This window comes from Microbacterium sp. AK031 (genome assembly GCF_024807145.1).
Classification (GTDB): domain Bacteria; phylum Actinomycetota; class Actinomycetes; order Actinomycetales; family Microbacteriaceae; genus Microbacterium.
In genome coordinates this window covers 980,306-997,067 of sequence record NZ_JANUCA010000001.1, presented here as the reverse complement: position 1 = coordinate 997,067, position 16,762 = coordinate 980,306, and the positions used below count along the sequence as shown (strand labels likewise).

At 65.7% G+C, this 16,762-nt stretch carries 21 protein-coding genes and 2 tRNA genes; 12 read left to right on the top strand and 11 right to left on the bottom strand.

The features are described 5' to 3' along the window. Window positions 1-23: 23 nt before the first annotated feature. The 6 genes from gatC to HDC95_RS04785 are packed head-to-tail and all read left to right on the top strand — an operon-like array spanning window position 24 to window position 5,601. The gene (gene gatC / locus HDC95_RS04810; RefSeq protein WP_259062069.1) at window positions 24-323 is read left to right on the top strand and encodes an Asp-tRNA(Asn)/Glu-tRNA(Gln) amidotransferase subunit GatC; all 300 of its coding nucleotides are present in this window, start codon (window positions 24-26) and stop codon (window positions 321-323) included. Continuing rightward, window positions 320-1,837, top strand: a complete 1,518-nt coding sequence (gene gatA, locus HDC95_RS04805) for an Asp-tRNA(Asn)/Glu-tRNA(Gln) amidotransferase subunit GatA (RefSeq protein ID WP_259062068.1) — start codon at window positions 320-322, stop codon at window positions 1,835-1,837. The genes gatC and gatA overlap by 4 nt, the downstream gene beginning before the upstream one ends. After that, on the top strand, window positions 1,837-3,369 hold the full coding sequence (gatB, locus tag HDC95_RS04800) for an Asp-tRNA(Asn)/Glu-tRNA(Gln) amidotransferase subunit GatB (RefSeq protein WP_259062067.1): 1,533 nt from the start codon (window positions 1,837-1,839) through the stop codon (window positions 3,367-3,369). Before gatA ends, gatB begins: the two co-directional genes overlap by 1 nt. A gap of 52 nt (window positions 3,370-3,421) precedes the next feature. After that, a complete protein-coding gene (dinB, locus tag HDC95_RS04795) occupies window positions 3,422-4,678 on the top strand; it encodes a DNA polymerase IV (protein WP_259062066.1) in 1,257 nt (418 codons plus the stop codon). Between the two features lie 37 nt (window positions 4,679-4,715). Beyond that, window positions 4,716-5,036 carry a hypothetical protein gene (locus tag HDC95_RS04790; RefSeq protein ID WP_259062065.1) on the top strand — a complete coding sequence of 107 codons (321 nt, stop codon included), beginning with the start codon at window positions 4,716-4,718 and terminating at the stop codon, window positions 5,034-5,036. Then, window positions 5,020-5,601 carry a hypothetical protein gene (locus HDC95_RS04785; protein ID WP_259062063.1) on the top strand — a complete coding sequence of 194 codons (582 nt, stop codon included), beginning with the start codon at window positions 5,020-5,022 and terminating at the stop codon, window positions 5,599-5,601. The genes HDC95_RS04790 and HDC95_RS04785 overlap by 17 nt, the downstream gene beginning before the upstream one ends. On the opposite strand, the gene HDC95_RS04780 is transcribed toward HDC95_RS04785, so the two are convergent. Genes HDC95_RS04780 through HDC95_RS04760 form a run of 5 tightly spaced genes read right to left on the bottom strand, consistent with a single transcriptional unit; the run spans window position 5,598 to window position 7,897 of the window. After that, complete coding sequence (locus tag HDC95_RS04780; protein ID WP_259062062.1) at window positions 5,598-6,125, bottom strand: DUF2017 domain-containing protein; 528 nt, start codon at window positions 6,123-6,125, stop codon at window positions 5,598-5,600. The genes HDC95_RS04785 and HDC95_RS04780 overlap by 4 nt on opposite strands. Further along, a complete protein-coding gene (gene clpS / locus HDC95_RS04775) occupies window positions 6,122-6,418 on the bottom strand; it encodes an ATP-dependent Clp protease adapter ClpS (RefSeq protein ID WP_396652657.1) in 297 nt (98 codons plus the stop codon). The genes HDC95_RS04780 and clpS overlap by 4 nt, the downstream gene beginning before the upstream one ends. Next, complete coding sequence (locus HDC95_RS04770; protein WP_371131140.1) at window positions 6,415-6,762, bottom strand: metallopeptidase family protein; 348 nt, start codon at window positions 6,760-6,762, stop codon at window positions 6,415-6,417. The genes clpS and HDC95_RS04770 overlap by 4 nt, the downstream gene beginning before the upstream one ends. 28 nt (window positions 6,763-6,790) lie before the next feature. Then, on the bottom strand, window positions 6,791-7,420 hold the full coding sequence (locus HDC95_RS04765; RefSeq protein ID WP_259062058.1) for a LysE family transporter: 630 nt from the start codon (window positions 7,418-7,420) through the stop codon (window positions 6,791-6,793). Between the two features lie 21 nt (window positions 7,421-7,441). Next, a complete protein-coding gene (locus HDC95_RS04760; RefSeq protein WP_259062057.1) occupies window positions 7,442-7,897 on the bottom strand; it encodes a DUF2000 domain-containing protein in 456 nt (151 codons plus the stop codon). Between the two features lie 48 nt (window positions 7,898-7,945). Between HDC95_RS04760 and HDC95_RS04755 the strand changes: the two genes are divergently transcribed. Beyond that, window positions 7,946-8,353: an AraC family ligand binding domain-containing protein gene (locus HDC95_RS04755; RefSeq protein WP_259062056.1), complete on the top strand. Its 408-nt coding sequence runs from the start codon at window positions 7,946-7,948 to the stop codon at window positions 8,351-8,353. Then, window positions 8,274-8,624 carry a helix-turn-helix transcriptional regulator gene (locus tag HDC95_RS04750; RefSeq protein ID WP_259062054.1) on the top strand — a complete coding sequence of 117 codons (351 nt, stop codon included), beginning with the start codon at window positions 8,274-8,276 and terminating at the stop codon, window positions 8,622-8,624. The genes HDC95_RS04755 and HDC95_RS04750 overlap by 80 nt, the downstream gene beginning before the upstream one ends. 2 nt (window positions 8,625-8,626) lie before the next feature. Here the strand turns inward: HDC95_RS04750 and HDC95_RS04745 are convergent, their stop codons facing one another. The 5 genes from HDC95_RS04745 to HDC95_RS04725 form a co-directional block, all read right to left on the bottom strand. Further along, window positions 8,627-10,723 (bottom strand): copper-translocating P-type ATPase, encoded by a 2,097-nt coding sequence (locus HDC95_RS04745; RefSeq protein WP_259062053.1) that lies wholly within the window; start codon window positions 10,721-10,723, stop codon window positions 8,627-8,629. A gap of 150 nt (window positions 10,724-10,873) precedes the next feature. Further along, window positions 10,874-10,949: transfer RNA gene (locus HDC95_RS04740), tRNA-His, on the bottom strand. Window positions 10,950-10,985: 36 nt separating this feature from the next. Continuing rightward, window positions 10,986-11,612, bottom strand: coding sequence for an oligoribonuclease (gene orn, locus HDC95_RS04735; protein WP_259062051.1), 627 nt, complete (start codon window positions 11,610-11,612; stop codon window positions 10,986-10,988). A 38-nt stretch (window positions 11,613-11,650) separates the two neighbouring features. Further along, a tRNA-Arg gene (locus tag HDC95_RS04730) sits at window positions 11,651-11,725 on the bottom strand. 332 nt (window positions 11,726-12,057) lie between these two features. After that, window positions 12,058-12,327, bottom strand: coding sequence for a hypothetical protein (locus HDC95_RS04725; RefSeq protein ID WP_259062050.1), 270 nt, complete (start codon window positions 12,325-12,327; stop codon window positions 12,058-12,060). A 199-nt stretch (window positions 12,328-12,526) separates the two neighbouring features. Here HDC95_RS04725 and HDC95_RS04720 point away from each other — a divergent pair, with 199 nt between their 5' ends. From HDC95_RS04720 to HDC95_RS04705, 4 genes are all read left to right on the top strand, one after another. Next, the gene (locus tag HDC95_RS04720) at window positions 12,527-13,048 is read left to right on the top strand and encodes a single-stranded DNA-binding protein (protein ID WP_259062048.1); all 522 of its coding nucleotides are present in this window, start codon (window positions 12,527-12,529) and stop codon (window positions 13,046-13,048) included. Between the two features lie 79 nt (window positions 13,049-13,127). After that, window positions 13,128-13,619: a DUF6993 domain-containing protein gene (locus HDC95_RS04715; protein ID WP_259062046.1), complete on the top strand. Its 492-nt coding sequence runs from the start codon at window positions 13,128-13,130 to the stop codon at window positions 13,617-13,619. Window positions 13,620-13,677: 58 nt separating this feature from the next. Then, on the top strand, window positions 13,678-15,357 hold the full coding sequence (gene ettA / locus HDC95_RS04710) for an energy-dependent translational throttle protein EttA (RefSeq protein WP_259062044.1): 1,680 nt from the start codon (window positions 13,678-13,680) through the stop codon (window positions 15,355-15,357). Next, complete coding sequence (locus HDC95_RS04705) at window positions 15,350-15,844, top strand: thioesterase family protein (RefSeq protein ID WP_259062042.1); 495 nt, start codon at window positions 15,350-15,352, stop codon at window positions 15,842-15,844. The genes ettA and HDC95_RS04705 overlap by 8 nt, the downstream gene beginning before the upstream one ends. Before the next feature lie 25 nt (window positions 15,845-15,869). Here the strand turns inward: HDC95_RS04705 and HDC95_RS04700 are convergent, their stop codons facing one another. Continuing rightward, the gene (locus HDC95_RS04700; RefSeq protein ID WP_259062040.1) at window positions 15,870-16,757 is read right to left on the bottom strand and encodes an acyl-CoA thioesterase II; all 888 of its coding nucleotides are present in this window, start codon (window positions 16,755-16,757) and stop codon (window positions 15,870-15,872) included. Window positions 16,758-16,762 lie beyond the last annotated feature (5 nt).

The window sequence follows — 16,762 nt, the reverse complement described above, 5'->3', positions numbered from 1 at the left end:
ATGGTGCGAACTAGACTGGTGTGGTGTCTGAAATCACCCCTGATCTTGTGCGCCATCTCGGCATGCTCGCACGCATCCAGCTGAACGACGACGAGGTGACGCGGCTCACGGGCCAGCTCGACGCCATCGTCGACAACATCGCGAAGGTGTCGGAGGTGGCGACGCCCGACGTGGCAGCCACCAGCCACCCGATCCCGCTCGCGAACGTCTTCCGTCCCGATGTGGTCGGCGAGACGCTCACGCACGAGCAGGTGCTTCTGAACGCACCGGATGCCGCGGACGGCCGTTTCCGCGTGACAGCGATCCTGGGGGAGGAGCAGTGAGCGACATCATCCGCTGGACCGCTGCGGAACTCGCAGACAAGCTCTCCGCCGGTGAGGTCTCCAGCCGCGAAGCCACCCAGGCTCACCTCGACCGGATCGCCGCCGTCGACGGTGACGTCCACGCCTTCCTGCACGTGAACGAGGGAGCCCTCGCCGCCGCCGACGCGATCGACACCGCCCGTGCCGCGGGGGAGCGACTGCATCCGCTCGCCGGCGTTCCGCTCGCGATCAAGGACGTGCTGGTCACGACAGACCAGCCGACCACGAGCGGATCGAAGATCCTCGAGGGGTACATGTCGCCCTACGACGCGACGGTCGTCGCACGTGCGCGTGCGGCCGGCCTCGTGCCGCTCGGCAAGACGAACATGGACGAGTTCGCCATGGGATCGTCCACCGAGCACTCTGCGTACGGCCCGACCCGCAATCCGTGGGATCTCGACCGGGTCCCCGGCGGCTCCGGTGGAGGCTCGGCTGCCGCCGTCGCCGCCTTCGAAGCGCCGCTCGCCCTCGGCTCGGACACCGGCGGATCGATCCGTCAGCCGGCGCACGTCACAGGTACCGTCGGCATAAAGCCCACGTACGGTGGAGTCAGCCGCTATGGTGCCATCGCCCTGGCCTCGAGCCTCGACCAAGTCGGCCCTGTCACGCGCACGGTGCTCGACTCCGGACTGCTGCATGACGTCATCGGCGGCCACGATCCGAAGGACTCCACTTCACTCACCGACGCATGGCCGTCGTTCGCGGAAGCGGCGCGCGAAGGTGCGCGGGGCGACGTGCTCAAGGGGCTGAAGGTCGGCGTCATCAAGGAGCTCCCCGATTCCGGCTTCCAGGCCGGCGTCGCAGCATCCTTCCGTGCATCGCTCGACCTGCTCGAGGCGAACGGTGCCGAGATCGTCGAGATCTCCACACCGCACTTCGAGTACGGTGTCGCCGCGTATTACCTGATCCTGCCCGCCGAGGCATCCAGCAACCTGGCGAAGTTCGACTCGGTGCGCTTCGGACTGCGGGTCACGCCGGACGGCAACCCGACCGTGGAGGACGTCATGTCCGCCACTCGCGAGGCAGGCTTCGGTGACGAGGTCAAGCGCCGCATCATTCTCGGCACCTACGCGCTGTCCGCCGGCTACTACGACGCGTACTACGGCAGCGCCCAGAAGGTGCGCACGCTCATCCAGCGCGACTTCGACAACGCATTCGCCGAAGTCGATGTCATTGCGACGCCGTCGGCGCCCACCACGGCGTTCAAGCTCGGCGCGAAGATCGATGACCCGCTGCAGATGTATTTGAACGATGTCACGACGATTCCGGCGAACCTCGCCGGGGTCCCAGGCATCTCGATCCCATCCGGCCTGGCTGAGGAGGACGGCATGCCCGTCGGCATCCAATTCCTCGCGCCGGCGCACGAGGACGCCCGTCTGTACCGCGTCGGTGCGGCGCTTGAGACCGCGCTCGTCGACTCGTGGGGAGCTCCGCTGCTCACCCGCGCACCCCAGCTCCCAGGAGGGAACCGCTGATGGCTGCCGCAGCAAAGCTGATGGACTTCGACAAGGCCCTCGAGATGTTCGAGCCGGTGCTCGGATTCGAGGTGCACATCGAGCTCAACACGAACACGAAGATGTTCTCTGATGCACCCAATCCGGCGAACGAGAAGTACCACGCCGCCGAGCCGAACACGCTGATCGCGCCGGTCGACATGGGCCTTCCCGGCGCCATGCCCGCGGTCAACGAGACGGCGATCCGCTCGTCGATCAGTCTCGGACTGGCGCTGGGCTGCTCGATCGCGGAGTCCAGCCGCTTCGCGCGGAAGAACTACTTCTACCCTGACCTCGGCAAGAACTACCAGATCTCGCAGTACGACGAACCCATCGCCTACCAGGGGTCAGTCGTGGTGGAGCTCGAGGACGGCACGCTCGTCACGGTGCCGATCGAGCGCGCGCACATGGAAGAGGACGCTGGAAAGCTCACGCATATGGGAGGCGCGACCGGTCGCATCCAGGGTGCGGAGTATTCGCTGGTCGACTACAACCGCGCCGGCGTCCCGCTCGTCGAGATCGTCACCGACATCATCTACGGCACGGAGCACCGCGCTCCTGAGGTCGCGAAGGCGTACGTCTCCACTATCCGCGACATCGTGCGCAGCCTCGGCATCTCGGAAGCACGGCTGGAGCGCGGCAACCTGCGCTGCGACGCCAACGTGTCACTGCGTCCGCGTGTCGCCGAGGGCGAGGAGCCGGCACCGCTCGGCACCCGCACCGAGACGAAGAACGTCAACTCGATGCGCTCCGTCGAGCGCGCTGTCCGCCATGAGATCCAGCGCCAGGCACAGATCCTCGCCGACGGCGGGACGATCATCCAGGAGACCCGCCACTGGCACGAGGACACCGGCACGACATCGCCGGGCCGGCCGAAGTCGGACGCCGATGACTACCGGTACTTCCCAGAGCCCGACCTGCTGCCCGTGCAGCCGACCGCAGCGCTGATCGAGGAGCTGCGGGCCGAACTGCCTGAGCAGCCCGTCGCACGCCGCCGCCGGTTGAAGGCGGAGTGGAACTTCACCGACCTGGAGTTCCAGGACGTGCGCAATGGCGCACTGATCGACGAGGTCGAGGCCACGATCGCCGCGGGCGCCACGCCAGCCGCCGCGCGGAAGTGGTGGACCGGTGAGGTCTCCCGTCTCGCGAACGCGCAGGGCAAGGATGCCGCGGTCCTCATCTCACCCGAGAACGTCGCCGCTCTGCAGAAGCTCATCGATGAGGGAACGCTCACTGACAAGCTCGCACGCCAGGTGCTCGAAGGGGTCATCGCCGGCGAAGGCACCCCGCAGGAGGTCGTCGAGGGCCGCGGGCTGGCTGTCGTGTCGGATGACGGTGCGCTCATCGCCGCGATCGACGACGCTCTCGCAGCTCAGCCGGATGTCATGGCGAAGATCAAGGACGGCAAGGTGCAGGCGGCAGGTGCGGTCATCGGCGCTGTCATGAAGGCCATGAAGGGCCAGGCGGATGCCGCCCGAGTGCGCGAACTGATCCTGGAGCGCGCAGCGCAGTAGGTCGTGTTCTCGCTGGGGCCCCGTTGTCGGTGGCTTCAGCGAGAATGGAACCATGGGGCGCGGTGACGGACGAGGCAGGCTCGTCTCTCCTGACGGAGCAGACGACACCGGCACTCGCATCCTTCACGTCGACATGGATGCCTTCTACGCGGCCGTCGAGGTGATGGATGACCCGTCATTGCGCGGTCTGCCGCTGATCATCGGGGCTCCGGACGGACGATCGGTGGTTTCCAGCGCGTCGTATGAGGCGCGACGGTACGGTGTACGCGCCGCGATGCCGGTCAGCCAGGCGATGCGGCTGTGCCCGTCCGCGAAGATCGTGGTGCCGCACTTCGAGCGATACCGAGCGGTGTCGAGCCAGGTGATGACGATCTTCGAGTCGATCACGCCTCTGGTGGAACCGCTCTCGGTGGACGAGGCCTTTCTCGACGTGCAGGGTGTCAGACGGCTGTGGGGGAGTCCAGGGCAGATCGCACGGCTGATAAGGGAGCGCGTGGTGGCTGAAGTCGGCATCAGCTGCAGCGTTGGGGTCGCAGCGACCAAGCACGTCGCGAAGATGGCGTCGACGATCTCGAAACCCGACGGGATGCTGATCGTCGCCGCGGCGGACACCCTTGATTTCCTGGCACCACGATCCGTGCGCACGATGTGGGGCGTGGGGCCGAAAGCCTCGGATGCATTGGAGGCTCGCGGCATCCGCACGATCGGCGACATCCGCGACTCCCCGCAGGACATGCTCGACCGCGCCGTCGGATCCGCTCTCGGTGCGCGCATCGCGCAGCTTGCGCGGGGCGAGGATGCCAGGGCCGTCGAGACCGAGCGAGTCGAGAAGAGCGTCGGGCACGAGGAGACGTTCGAGGTCGACGTGTCCGACCGCGAGTTCCTCCGGGCAGAGCTGCTCAGGCTCGCCGATCGCGTCGCGGTGCGGCTGAGGAAAGCATCGTGGGAGTGCGCGACCGTTGCGATCAAGATCCGCTTCGATGACTTCACCACGTTGAGCAGGTCCCAGACGCTCGCCGAACCCACCTCAGTCGGTCAGAGGATCGGCGAGGCTGCACAGACGTTGTATGAGTCGATCGACCGGCGTGATCCCGTGCGGCTCGTCGGCGTGCGCGCCGAGAAGCTGCGCCCGGCGGGAGGCTCGGCCTTCGCACTCTGGGACGACGACGAGCACTGGCGCAAGGTCGAAGGCGCGCTCGACGACGCTCGCGCACGTTTCGGCACAGCCACGATCACGCGTGCCCGACATGTGGGTCGGGGCGACGGGCGCGACGCCGTGAGACATCCGAAGGATCATGGTGTCGATTGATCTCCCGAGCGCGCCATCCGTCGACTAGCGTGGAGTCATGCCGAACATCGCACTGGACCTCGGAAAGCAAGTCGCCTCATTCGGCGTGAAGAGCGCCTACGGCGAGCCTCAAGACGTCGACGGAGTCAGCATCACGCCGGTCGCCCTGACGTGGGCCGGCTTCGGCGGAGGCTCGGATCAGGATGACAACGGCGGTGGCGGAGGCGGAGGCGTCTCCATTCCGGTCGGCGTATATGTCCGTCGGGAAGAGGGCCTGCGGTTCGAACCGAACCTGGTGGCCCTGCTGGCCGTGGCGATGCCGTTCGTGTGGGTCGCGGGCCGTGCGCTCTCGCGCGTGATCCGTGCCCTCAAGAAATGACGATCCGGTCGCGCAGGCTCTTCAGCGCGCGACCGTCAGCATCATCGACGCGATCGTCGACGTCGCGGCATCCAACCCCGTCGTCCTGATAGACGGTCGCGCGGGCGCAGGAAAGACGACGCTGTCGCGCATGGTCGCGGCGAATTGGCCGCTCGCCGGTCGACCGCAGCTCATCGCACTGGACTCGCTGTACCCCGGATGGGACGGTCTCGACGCCGGAGTCGAGCGAGCGCTGCATGACATCCTGCGGCCGCATGCGCGCGGTCTGCTCAGTACCTGGCGACGCTGGGACTGGGAGTTGGCGACCGACGCGGAGGCTCACGCGGTGACCCCGGCGCTCGGCGTCATCCTCGAAGGATGCGGTGCAGTGAACTCCGCCACCGCGCGACTCGCCGACGTCAGCGTGTGGGTGGAGTCTCCGGATGCAGCGCGCAAGCGGCGCGCGCTCGACCGCGATGGCGATGGGTTCCGTCCGCACTGGGACCGTTGGGCTGCTCAAGAGGAGCGGCACCTGGAACGCGACGATCCGCGCGCGCTCGCGACGCTGCGGGTCACGGTGCCCTAGTCGGTCGGGTACCCTGCGCCGGAGACGTCGTCCTGGGCGTCCGCGAGGGCGATGAGCCCGTCCAGGCGGAAGCCGAGCCAGTCGTAGACACCGAACCGCGGATCCTCGAGATCGTGCTCGTCGTCGTCCGCAGTGATGTCGAGACGGGTGGCGATGACGAGGCGCAGCGCAGTGAGCGTGCGCAGCCAGGCGTCGATGTCGGATGCCGGGATCACGACGTCACGTGGAGCGAGCGCTTCGTCTTCGGCGAGATCTTCGGCCGCGGTTGTGAGGAACGGCGTCAGGCCACTTCTCACGACGCCGGCATCGCTGGTCCGACGGTCGAGAAGATCATCGTGGGTCGCCGCAGCGAATTCCGCGGAGGCGTCGGCGTCCTCAGGATACGGATCCGGTGTGAGCCGGGCGAGCCCAGGATCGGGCTCTTCGCCGATGCTGGTGAGCACGTCGGTGAACTCCTCGACGAGCCCGGCGAGATGTATTCCCTCCACGACGGCGAGCGGGAATCGGATGACGCCGTCGGTCATTGCGGAGCCTTCCTCACTGTGGCCCACAGGCCGTAGTCGTGCATCGCCTGGCAATGCACCTCCATGGTCTCTCGGGGACCTGTGGCCACTATCGCGTGCCCGTCATTGTGCACGGCGAGCATGAGCGTTCTCGCTCGCTCGGCCGAGTAGCCGAAGTATGTGCGGAAGACACGCGCGACATAGCTCATCAGGTTCACCGGATCATTCCAGACGACGACCTGCCACGGTTCGAGAGGTGCGGCCTGCAGATCGGTGACCTCGGCGAGGTCGGGCGTCGCGATCGGAGTGCTCATGCCCATCCCATCTCGTGCAGCTGTGTGTCGTCGATGCCGAAGAAATGCGCGATCTCGTGAACGAGGGTCGTGTGGATCTCCTCGCGGAGTTCGTCTTCATCATCGCACTCGGCGAGATGCGATTCTCGGAACAGGATGATCCGATCGGGCAGTTCGCCCATGCCGTACTGGCCCCGCTCAGTCAGCGCGAGCCCGTCGTACATACCGAGCAGGTCGAGGCTTCCGTCTTCCGGTCGATCCTCGACGACGAAGACCACGTTCTCCAAGCCGTCGACCATCTCGTCGGGAAGCCTATCGAGCTCGTCGACGACGAGCTTCTCGAAGGCCACGGCATCCATTTCCATCATCGACAAGCCTATTGCCAGGCAGGGGTCAATGGACGACCAGCAGCAGCGCGGCGACCGCGAGGAACAAGCCGCCGAAAACGCCGGTCAGGATCCGCTGACCGCGCGCGGTGCGAGTGATGCGCTGGAACGGTCGCGCCGCTGTTGCGAAGAATCCCCACATCACCAGCACATCGACGGCGATGACGGTGACGATCAGGATCAGGTACTGGGGGAGGGCCGGCTGATCGAGTCGGATGAACTGCGGGATGAACGCGAGGAAGAAGACGATCGCCTTGGGGTTGAGCAGATTCACCCAGAACCCGCGCCTGATCATCGACCAGCGACTCTCCGGGAGCCTCGGGACATCCTCCGCGGACTCGCTCGAGTCTCGAACGCGGGTGAAGATCAGCCGCAGCCCGAGGTACGCCAGGTAGGCGGCGCCCGCGTAGCGGATGATGTCGAACAGCACAGGGGAGCGCGAGATGAACAAGCCCACGCCGGCCGCCACGATGACGACGTGGACGACCAGGGCCAGCTGCTGGCCGATCACGCCCCAGATCGAGCGCCGCCAACCTTCGGCGAGCGCGTTCGACATCGTGTTGATCGCGCCGGCTCCAGGGGTGAAGCTGATGACGACGGATGCTGTGAGGAGCGAGAGCCAGACCGTCAGAGACACCAGGCAATCCTAGATGCGTGTTCAGGCGTGCATGCGCGCGCCTTTGAGAAGGCGATCGATCACGTTCTTCGGACCGCGCACCGCGACGCCGACGAGGTCGAGGTCGCTGGCCGGAACTGCTGCGACGGCCGCCCTGTTCGCATCATCGTGCGTGGTCGTGAAGAGGTCACCGGTGTAGACGGCGAGAGCGATGTCGTCGCGTGCTGCGGCCTTGCTGCGTGCTGCGGCGAAGTACTCGGCTTGTGCCGACAGCACGAGGACGGGCTGGCGGAGCATCGTCAGGTATTCGTTGTTGTCGCGGTCGCGATACGGTTCCCCGACGAGACCGGGTTCGCTGCTGGCGATCCCGCTCATGAGGAACGCCGTGACGTCGAGTTCCTGCCACGGAGCGAGATCGTCGCGCAGCACGACGGCCACTTTGGTGTCGAAACGGAAGGGCGCAGCATCCTGCGGGGCGACGGGTGCGATAGAGGTCATGCTCCGATTCTCGGCCGGCTGCGGGCTCGAGTCTTGTACGTTTCTTGCATGACCGATTCGATCCGTGCATGGCAGCCGATCGTGCCGGGGGTGCGCGAAGTGCTGCACGCGTCGTTCGAAGATCACGCGTACCCGATGCACGCGCACGAAGACTGGACAGTGCTGCTGATCGACAGCGGCGCCGTCTCCTACGACCTGGACCGCGCCCGCCATCTCGCGCTCCCGGATGCGGTCACGGTTCTGCCGCCGGAGGTCCCGCACGATGGCCGTTCTGCGACTCGCGGACGCGGGTTCCGCAAACGTGTGCTGTATCTCGAATCGCAATGGCTGCCGAAATCGGCGCCGTCCGCGGCCGCGGCGCATCCCACGTTCGCGGATGCAGGCGCGCCTGGACGGGCCGGCGCCATCTTTCGCCGACTCTCCGCTAGCCCGACGACTGCGAGTGCTGTTGGATGATCGAGTTCTCGATTCCTTCACCATCTCCGACGCAGCGGTGGAGCTGGGGGTCCACCCGAGCCACCTGACCCGCGCCTTCACCCGCGCGTACGGTATGCCCCCGCATCGTTATCTGATCAGTCGACGGGTGGGTCATGCGCGTCGCCTGCTGGTCGATGGGTGGCGGGTGACGGATGCTGCGGCCTCAGCGGGATTTCACGATCAGGCGCATCTCACCCGGCACTTCCGCCGGATACTGGGGACGACACCGGCGCGATTCAGGGCGGCGTGACCTCACGCGCGAGTCTCAGCGTGGGACAGGTCGATCCTCCTGAGCAATTGCGCGTTGAGCGCGACCACGATCGTCGAGAGCGACATCAGGATCGCCCCCACTGACATTGGCAGCACGAAGCCGATGGGTGCGAGGACTCCGGCGGCCAACGGCACGGAGATCAGGTTGTACCCTGCGGCCCACCACAGGTTCTGCGTCATCTTCCGGTAGCTCGCGCGCGACAGATCGATCACCGAGAGCACGGAGCGAGGGTCGTCTCCGGCGAGGATCACGCCTGCTGAAGCGATCGCGACATCCGTACCCGCGCCGATCGCGATGCCGACATCCGCCTGTGCGAGCGCCGGCGCGTCGTTGACGCCGTCGCCGACCATGGCGACATGGTGGTCCTCGCTCTGCAGCTCACGCACCTTGGAGGCTTTGTCCTCCGGTCGTACCCCGGCGTAGACGCGGTCGATGCCGAGCTCTGCAGCGACGGTGGAGGCCACAGCTTCGGCGTCCCCGGTGATCATGACGACCTGCACGCCACGAGCGTGAAGCTCCTCGACGGCCTCGCGGGACTCGACGCGGATCTCGTCCGCCAGGCGCAGCGCGCCGGCCACCTGACCGTCCACCAGGACGTGGAGGATGATCGCGCCTTCGCGGCGCCACGCGGCTGCGATCGGCCGCTCTTCGACACTCTCCTGCTCGAGAAGGTGGGGACCGCCCACCTGCACGGTCACACCGTCCACCGTCGCACGCACGCCGATCGCGGGAGAGGAGAAGAATCCGGAGGCTGCCGGGACATCGAGATCGCTGGCTGCAGCAGCGGCGACGATGGCTTTGGCGAGCGGATGCTCGGAGCCGGTCTCAGCCGCGGCCGCGAGTGCAAGGAGGTCATCGTCCGACAGATCTTCCGTCGTGTCCACGGCGGTCACCGTCGGTGCGCCCTTGGTGAGTGTTCCGGTCTTGTCGAACAGGACGACGTCGACGGTGCGCATACTCTCCAGCGCGAGGCGGTCCTTGACCAGCACGCCCGCGCGTGCGGCGCGCTCTGTCGCGATGGAGACGACCAGCGGGATGGCGAGCCCCAGAGCGTGCGGGCACGCGATCACGAGAACCGTGATCGTGCGGATGATCGCCTGATCCGGCATCCCTAGGGTCGACCACGCCACGGCGGTGATCGCCGCAGCGCCGAGCGCGAACCAGAAGAGCCAACCCGCGGCTCTGTCCGCGATCCGCTGCGCGCGCGATGACGAATTCTGCGCCGCAGCGACGAGTCGTTGGATGCCGGCGAGCGCCGTATCCGCGCCCACGGCAGTGATCTCGACGCGGAGACCCGAATCGGTTGCGACGGTGCCGGCGATGACCGGGTCGCCGACCGTGCGGCGGACGGGATGCGACTCGCCGGTGATCATAGATTCGTCGAGGTGTGCGCTGCCCTCGCGAATGGTTCCATCTGCCGGCAGTCGGGCGCCCGGCCTCACCAGCACGAGGTCGCCTTGGCGCAGTGCATCGGGGGAGACGGTGGTGACGGTGTCGCCGTCGATGCGCTCGGCCTCGTCGGGAAGCAGCGCTGCGAGTGAATCGAGTGCCGAACTCGTCTGCGCCAGCGAGCGCATCTCGACCCAGTGGCCGAGCAGCATGATGACGATCAGCAGGGCGAGTTCCCACCAGAACTCAAGCTCATGATGAAGGATGCCCAACGTGGCGCCCCACGAAGCGAAGAAGGCGACGCTGATCGCCAGCGCGATCAGCAGCATCATGCCGGGTGTGCGCGCGCGGAGTTCGGCGACAGCACCCGAGAGGAAGGGTGCGCCACCCCACACGTACATCACGGTGCCGAGCAGTGCGGCGATCCACACAGTCCAATCGGGAAGCTGATATCCGAGCACCATGCCGAACATCCGGGATGTCGCGACAACAGGGATCGCGATCAGCAGCATGATCCAGAACAGCCGTCGGAACTGCCCGACATGATCGGCGTGGTCATGGTGGCCGTGTCCGCCGTGAGTGTGCTCGGCATGCTCGGCCTGAGCGTGCCCGACGTGACCGGCGGTGTGATCCTGAGCGGTGTGCTCCTGAGCGGCGTGCGCGTGATCGTCGTGGCCTGGGTGCGTCATGATGTCATCCTCCCGAAGGGTTCGATGGACCACAACCGAATACCCCTAGGGGGTATTCCCGTAGCAATGAGGCGAAACAGAAGAAGGCCCGAGTCTTTCGATTCGGGCCTTCTATTCGAGATGTCGCGCCTTCGGCGCTTCATCCTCACTTGGGGTGGCTAACGGGGCTTGAACCCGCGACCCCCGCGACCACAACGCGGTGCTCTACCAACTGAGCTATAGCCACCATGTGCCGGCCGGAGCAGGCAACCAGACGATTCTATTACACGTCTGAGGTGAACGACGACACGGTGCGCTCTGCGATTGCGCGAGCATCGTCGCTGGACGGCCCTGGTTCTGCCACGAACACCGCCTCGCGGTAGTACTGCATCTCGCGGATCGACTCCAGGATGTCTGCCAGCGCGCGATGTCCACCGTCTTTGGCCGGTGCCTGGAAGAACACGCGCGGATACCAGCGCCGTGAGAGCTCCTTGACACTGGAGACATCGACGTTGCGGTAGTGCAGCCACTGATCGATCTGCGGCATGTACTTCGCCAGGAACATGCGATCGGTGCCGATCGTGTTTCCCGCCAGCGGCGCTTTACCCTCGAGCGGTACGAATCTCTTGATGTACTCGAGGGTCTGGGCCTCGGCATCAGCCAAAGAGACACCGTCGGGGATCTCATTGATCAGGCCCGATGCCTCATGCATCTTCGTGACGAAATCGTTCATGTTTGCGAGCGCCGAGTCATTCGGCTTGATGACGATCTGGAAACCAGGATCGAGCGGACGCAGCTCGAAGTCAGTGATGACGACCGCGATCTCGACGAGTTCATCCACCGAAAGATCGAGTCCCGTCATCTCGCAGTCGATCCAGACGAGTCGATCATTTTCGGACGCAGATACCATGCGATCAGTCTACTGAGGGCATGGACATCGCCATTCCTTGGTCCCCCAGGCACGATTCGAACGTGCGACCGGCGACTTAGAAGATCGATGCTCTTCCGCTGAGCTACTGGGGGTCTATATCTAGATTAGCGACACTTTCGAGGTGGTGTGTTCGCCCGACGCTGGTGGAGCCTTTCGCCGAGCGCGCCACTCACGTGCATAGGAGTTGCGTTGTTGTCGGCAAGGGTCGCAGAGGCATCCCCTTCGGCCTTTCGTGCCGCCTCCATGATGTGTGAGCACGCGACGGGTAGGAGTCGCGGGCACGATCGGTATCGGGATGCCCATCTTCATCACGTGTTTTCGATGACCGGCTCGTTCAGAGGTACGCCGACGGTGACAATTCGCCCACACGACAACGGTGACGAGCCTGCATCGCTTTCAACCGTTCTCCTTTGCTTGGCATGACTCACCCGTTGCGCAGGGCCTGCACCGCGTCATCTGGTCGCCAGAACTCGCCGACGATGCGGAAGGCGCCGGTGGCGAGATGCAGGCGCTCGGCGCGATAGCGCAGACCGAGCGGATCGGCGACGATGCGAAGGTGGCCGAGGATGCGGCCGGCGGCGTCTTGTACACGCCACAGATGCTCGGAAGCTCTGACGAGCTTCTCGCGCTTCGAGGTGAGCTGTGGTGTGGCGTACGTGACCTCTGGCAGGTGCGTGATTCGTGTATCGGACATCGGGTTCTCCTTCCGATTCGAACATATGGCCGACCACGGACATTGTGATCACCCGAGCAGCAGCATCCTTTCCTCCACTGACCAGGCTTTCGTCGCCCTATCCACCGAACGTGGATTCTGCGCTGCAGACGATTGCCGCGACCGGGCACGCTGGGGCGATCCGGGCGCATCCCGGGCATCGATGGAAGAGGAGATTGACATGAACGACAACGTGACGATCCTGGGGCGCGTCGGCGCCGATCCCAAACGGAGCGAGACCGCGAACGGGGTGGCGGTGGTGAACTTCCGCGTCGCCAGCCCTCAGCGCCGCTTCGATTCGAAGACTCAGACCTGGATAGAGACGGGCACCAACTGGTACAACGTCTCGGCGTTCCGCCAACTCGCCGATCACGTCAAGGCGTCGCTGCATCAGGGCGACGGCGTCATCGTGACCGGCAAGCTGAAGCTTCGCGAGTGGGAGAACGCCGAGCGAAAGGGGATGAGTGCCGATATCGACGCGGAGGCCATCGGGCACGACCTGCGCTGGGGCGCCAGCGCCTTCGCCAAGGCGAGTCGACCGGCCGCCGCGCAGGACTCAGTCCCCAGCGGCGTAGACCCGGTGACGGGGGAGGTGCACGACGCGGAGCCGGACACCGAATCCGACGACGGGCTCGGCGGAGACGATGGCACGTCCCCAGAACCGGCGGTGGCCATCGCCGGCGCCTGGTCGGCCGTGGAGTGAAGGATCAGCGACACCGCACCTGAGCCTCGTCCAGGAACCGCGGTGGGGAGCGCGGGTAACACGCGCATAGAATCGGAACGTGCCCCGTCGACTCCCCACCATTCGGCTGCGCGTCATAGCGGCATCGACGATCGTGCTGGTGGGGCTCGCGCTTGCAGCGTGCGCACCTGAACCATCCGAGTCGCCCTCGGCGAACCCCGAATCGACACCGGCGACGGCCCCCACGCTGGACGCCCCGGTCTTTCAGCCGGACGGCTCAGCCGACGACAATCTGCCGATCTTTGCTGCGATCACCGATCGGGTCTGGGCAACGGAAGAACGCGCTTCCGGCCGTGCATATGTCGATGCTCTCGTCGAGGCGGGATTCGACCGCACCGCGATGCAGGTGACGCCGGACCTCACCACGGTGGGCAACCCGGTCGAGAGCCTGCAGTTCTCGGTGCGGTGGGGTGAGGACAAGTGCCTGGTCGGACAGGTCGGACCCTCCACAGGCGAACCGGTCACCACGGTCCTCGATCAGCTCGCAGAAGGACGCTGCCTCGTCGGCAACACACGCCCGATCGACTGGTGATCCATAGCCGGTAGGCTGGAGTGTCGATCTTCGACGCCTACAAAAGGAGCGGTTCTTAGTGGCTGAGTACATCTACTCGATGGTTCGTGCGCGCAAGGCGGTGGGCGACAAGCTCATCCTCGATGACGTGACGATGTCATTCCTCCCCGGGGCGAAGATCGGCATGGTCGGCCCCAACGGCGCCGGCAAGTCGACGATCCTCAAAATCATGGCGGGCCTCGACCAGCCGTCCAACGGCGAGGCGAAGCTCTCGCCCGGCTACACGGTCGGCATCCTGATGCAGGAGCCGGTGCTCGATGAGACGAAGACCGTGTTGGAGAACATCCAGGACGGCGTCGCGATCAAGCCGAAGCTCGACCGCTTCAACGAGATCTCCGCGCAGATGGCTGACCCTGACGCCGACTTCGACACGCTGCTCGCCGAGATGGGCGTGCTGCAGGAGGAGATCGACGCCGCAGACGGCTGGGACCTCGACTCCCAGCTCGATCAGGCCATGGATGCGCTCCGCACTCCTCCGGGAGACGCCGAGATCGGGCCCCTCTCCGGTGGTGAGAAGCGCCGTGTGGCACTCGCCAAGCTCCTGCTGCAGAAGCCGGACCTGCTGCTCCTCGATGAGCCCACGAACCACCTCGACGCCGAGAGCGTGCTCTGGCTCGAGCAGCATCTTCAGGCCTATAAGGGCGCCGTCATCGCCATCACTCACGACCGGTACTTCCTCGACAACGTCGCGGAGTGGATCGCCGAAGTCGACCGCGGCCGCCTGATCGGCTACGAGGGCAACTACTCCACGTACCTGGAGAAGAAGGGCGAGCGACTCGCGATCCAGGGCAAGAAGGACGCCAAACTCGCCAAGCGGCTCAAGGACGAACTTGAGTGGGTGCGCTCCAGCGCCAAGGGCCGTCAGACCAAGTCGAAGGCACGTCTGGCGCGCTACGAGGAGATGGCGACCGAGGCGGAGCGCACCAGAAAACTGGACTTCGAGGAGATCCAGATTCCCGCGGGTCCGCGTCTGGGCAACGTCGTCATCGAGGCGAAGAACCTCAAGAAGGGCTTCGGCGACCGCACCCTCATCGAGGGCCTCAGCTTCAGCCTCCCGCCCAACGGCATCGTGGGCATCATCGGCGCCAACGGTGTCGGGAAGACCACGCTGTTCAAGACCATCGTCGGCCTCGAGCCGCTCGACAGCGGAGATCTCAAGATCGGCGAGACGGTCAAGATCAGCTATGTCGACCAGTCCCGCGCCAACATCGACCCGGACAAGAACCTGTGGGAGGTCGTGTCCGACGGGCTCGACTTCATCACGGTCGGCAAGACCGAGATTCCCTCGCGCGCCTACGTCTCGAAGTTCGGATTCAAGGGGCCGGACCAGCAGAAGAAGGCCGGAGTGCTCTCCGGTGGTGAGCGCAACCGTCTGAACCTCGCTCTGACGCTGAAGGAGGGCGGCAACCTGCTCCTTCTCGACGAGCCGACCAACGATCTGGACATCGAAACCCTGGGTTCGCTCGAGAACGCACTTCTCGAGTTCCCCGGCTGCGCCGTGGTCATCACGCACGACCGGTGGTTCCTCGACCGGATCGCGACGCACATCCTCGCTTATGAGGGCACGGATGAGAATCCGGCGCAGTGGCACTGGTTCGAGGGCAACTTCGATGCGTACGAAAAGAACAAGATCGAACGCCTCGGCCCCGATGCGGCCAACCCCCACCGTTCCACGCACCGCAAGCTGACGCGTGACTGACGACGCCGGCGGGGTCAGCGCCAGGCTGCACGTTCCCATCCACCTCCGATGGGGTGACCTCGACGCTTTCAACCACGTCAACAACACTTCGATGCTCAAGCTGCTGGAGGAAGCGCGGGTGCGCGCCTTCTGGAAGGCGGAGGAGGGTGAGTCGGCACCGCCGACAGCGGTCCTCAACTCCGGCGTCGAGGCGGGCACGCTGACGCTGATCGCACGGCAGGAGATCGAGTATCTCGCGCCTGTGCCCTATCAGCGGCGCCCACTCGAGGTGCAGATGTGGTTCGGCAAGCTCGGCGGATCGAGTCTCGAGGTCTGCTACGAGGTGTTCAACGATCCTGAGAGCGAGAGGCGGGTTCTCTACGCGCGCTCGACGGCCGTGATCGTACTCGTGGATGCCGGAACCGGTCGCCCCACCCGCATCACGTCCGAGATGCGTGATGCCTGGGCGCCGTACATCGGCGACCCGATCAGGTACGCGCACCGCTGAGTACGCGAGCACATCGCTCGGAGAGTCAGCGCGCCTCCGGCACCCTGATCATGATCTCCTGCGTCACGCTCGCCACGAGCACGCCGTCCTGCGTGTAGATGCGCCCGGTCGCGAGTCCGCGACCGCCGCGAGCATTCGGTGACTCCTGCGCGTACAGCAGCCACTCATCCACGCGCGCCGGGCGATGCCACCACATCGCATGATCGAGGCTCGCCACCTTCAGCCCCGGCGTCGTCCACGGCACCCCGTGGGCGCGGAGGATCGACTCCTGGATGCTCATGTCGCTGAGATACGCGAGTGCGGCCCTGTGCAGCCGGGGATCCTCCGGCATCGGGGCACGCATCCGCATCCAGACCGCCTGCTGCGCTTTGCGTTCGCCCTCGGCGGCCACGTACAACGGGTGTTCGACGTGACGCATGTCGACCGGACGATCGGTGAGCATCCGCAGCGCCTGCGGGTGCACTCCCTGCACTCGCTGTTCATCGGACGGGATATCGCCCGGTGCGGGAACGCCCTCCGGCATCGGCTGCGCATGCTCGACGCCCGGCGCCTCGTCCTGGAACGAGGCGATCATCGAGAAGATCGGAACCCCGTTCTGGTAGGCCTGCGAACGTCGCGTCGAGAAGGACCGGCCGTCATGGATGCGGTCGACCGCGATCGTGAGTCCCTGCGAGGAATCGCCAGGGCGCAGGAAGTAGCCGTGCATGGAGTGCACCGCACGATCCTCTGACATCGTCCGCTCGGCTGCGATGAGGGACTGCCCGAGCACCTGACCGCCGTAGATGCGCCCGGTCGGCATGCTGTGCGAGCGGCCTGTGAAGATGTCCTCCGCTGTGCGTGCCTGCGTCTCGTCGAGATCGAGCACCGCCAGCAGGTTGTCGACGGATGTCTGAGCCTGTGCGTCTGCGCTCATGGCGC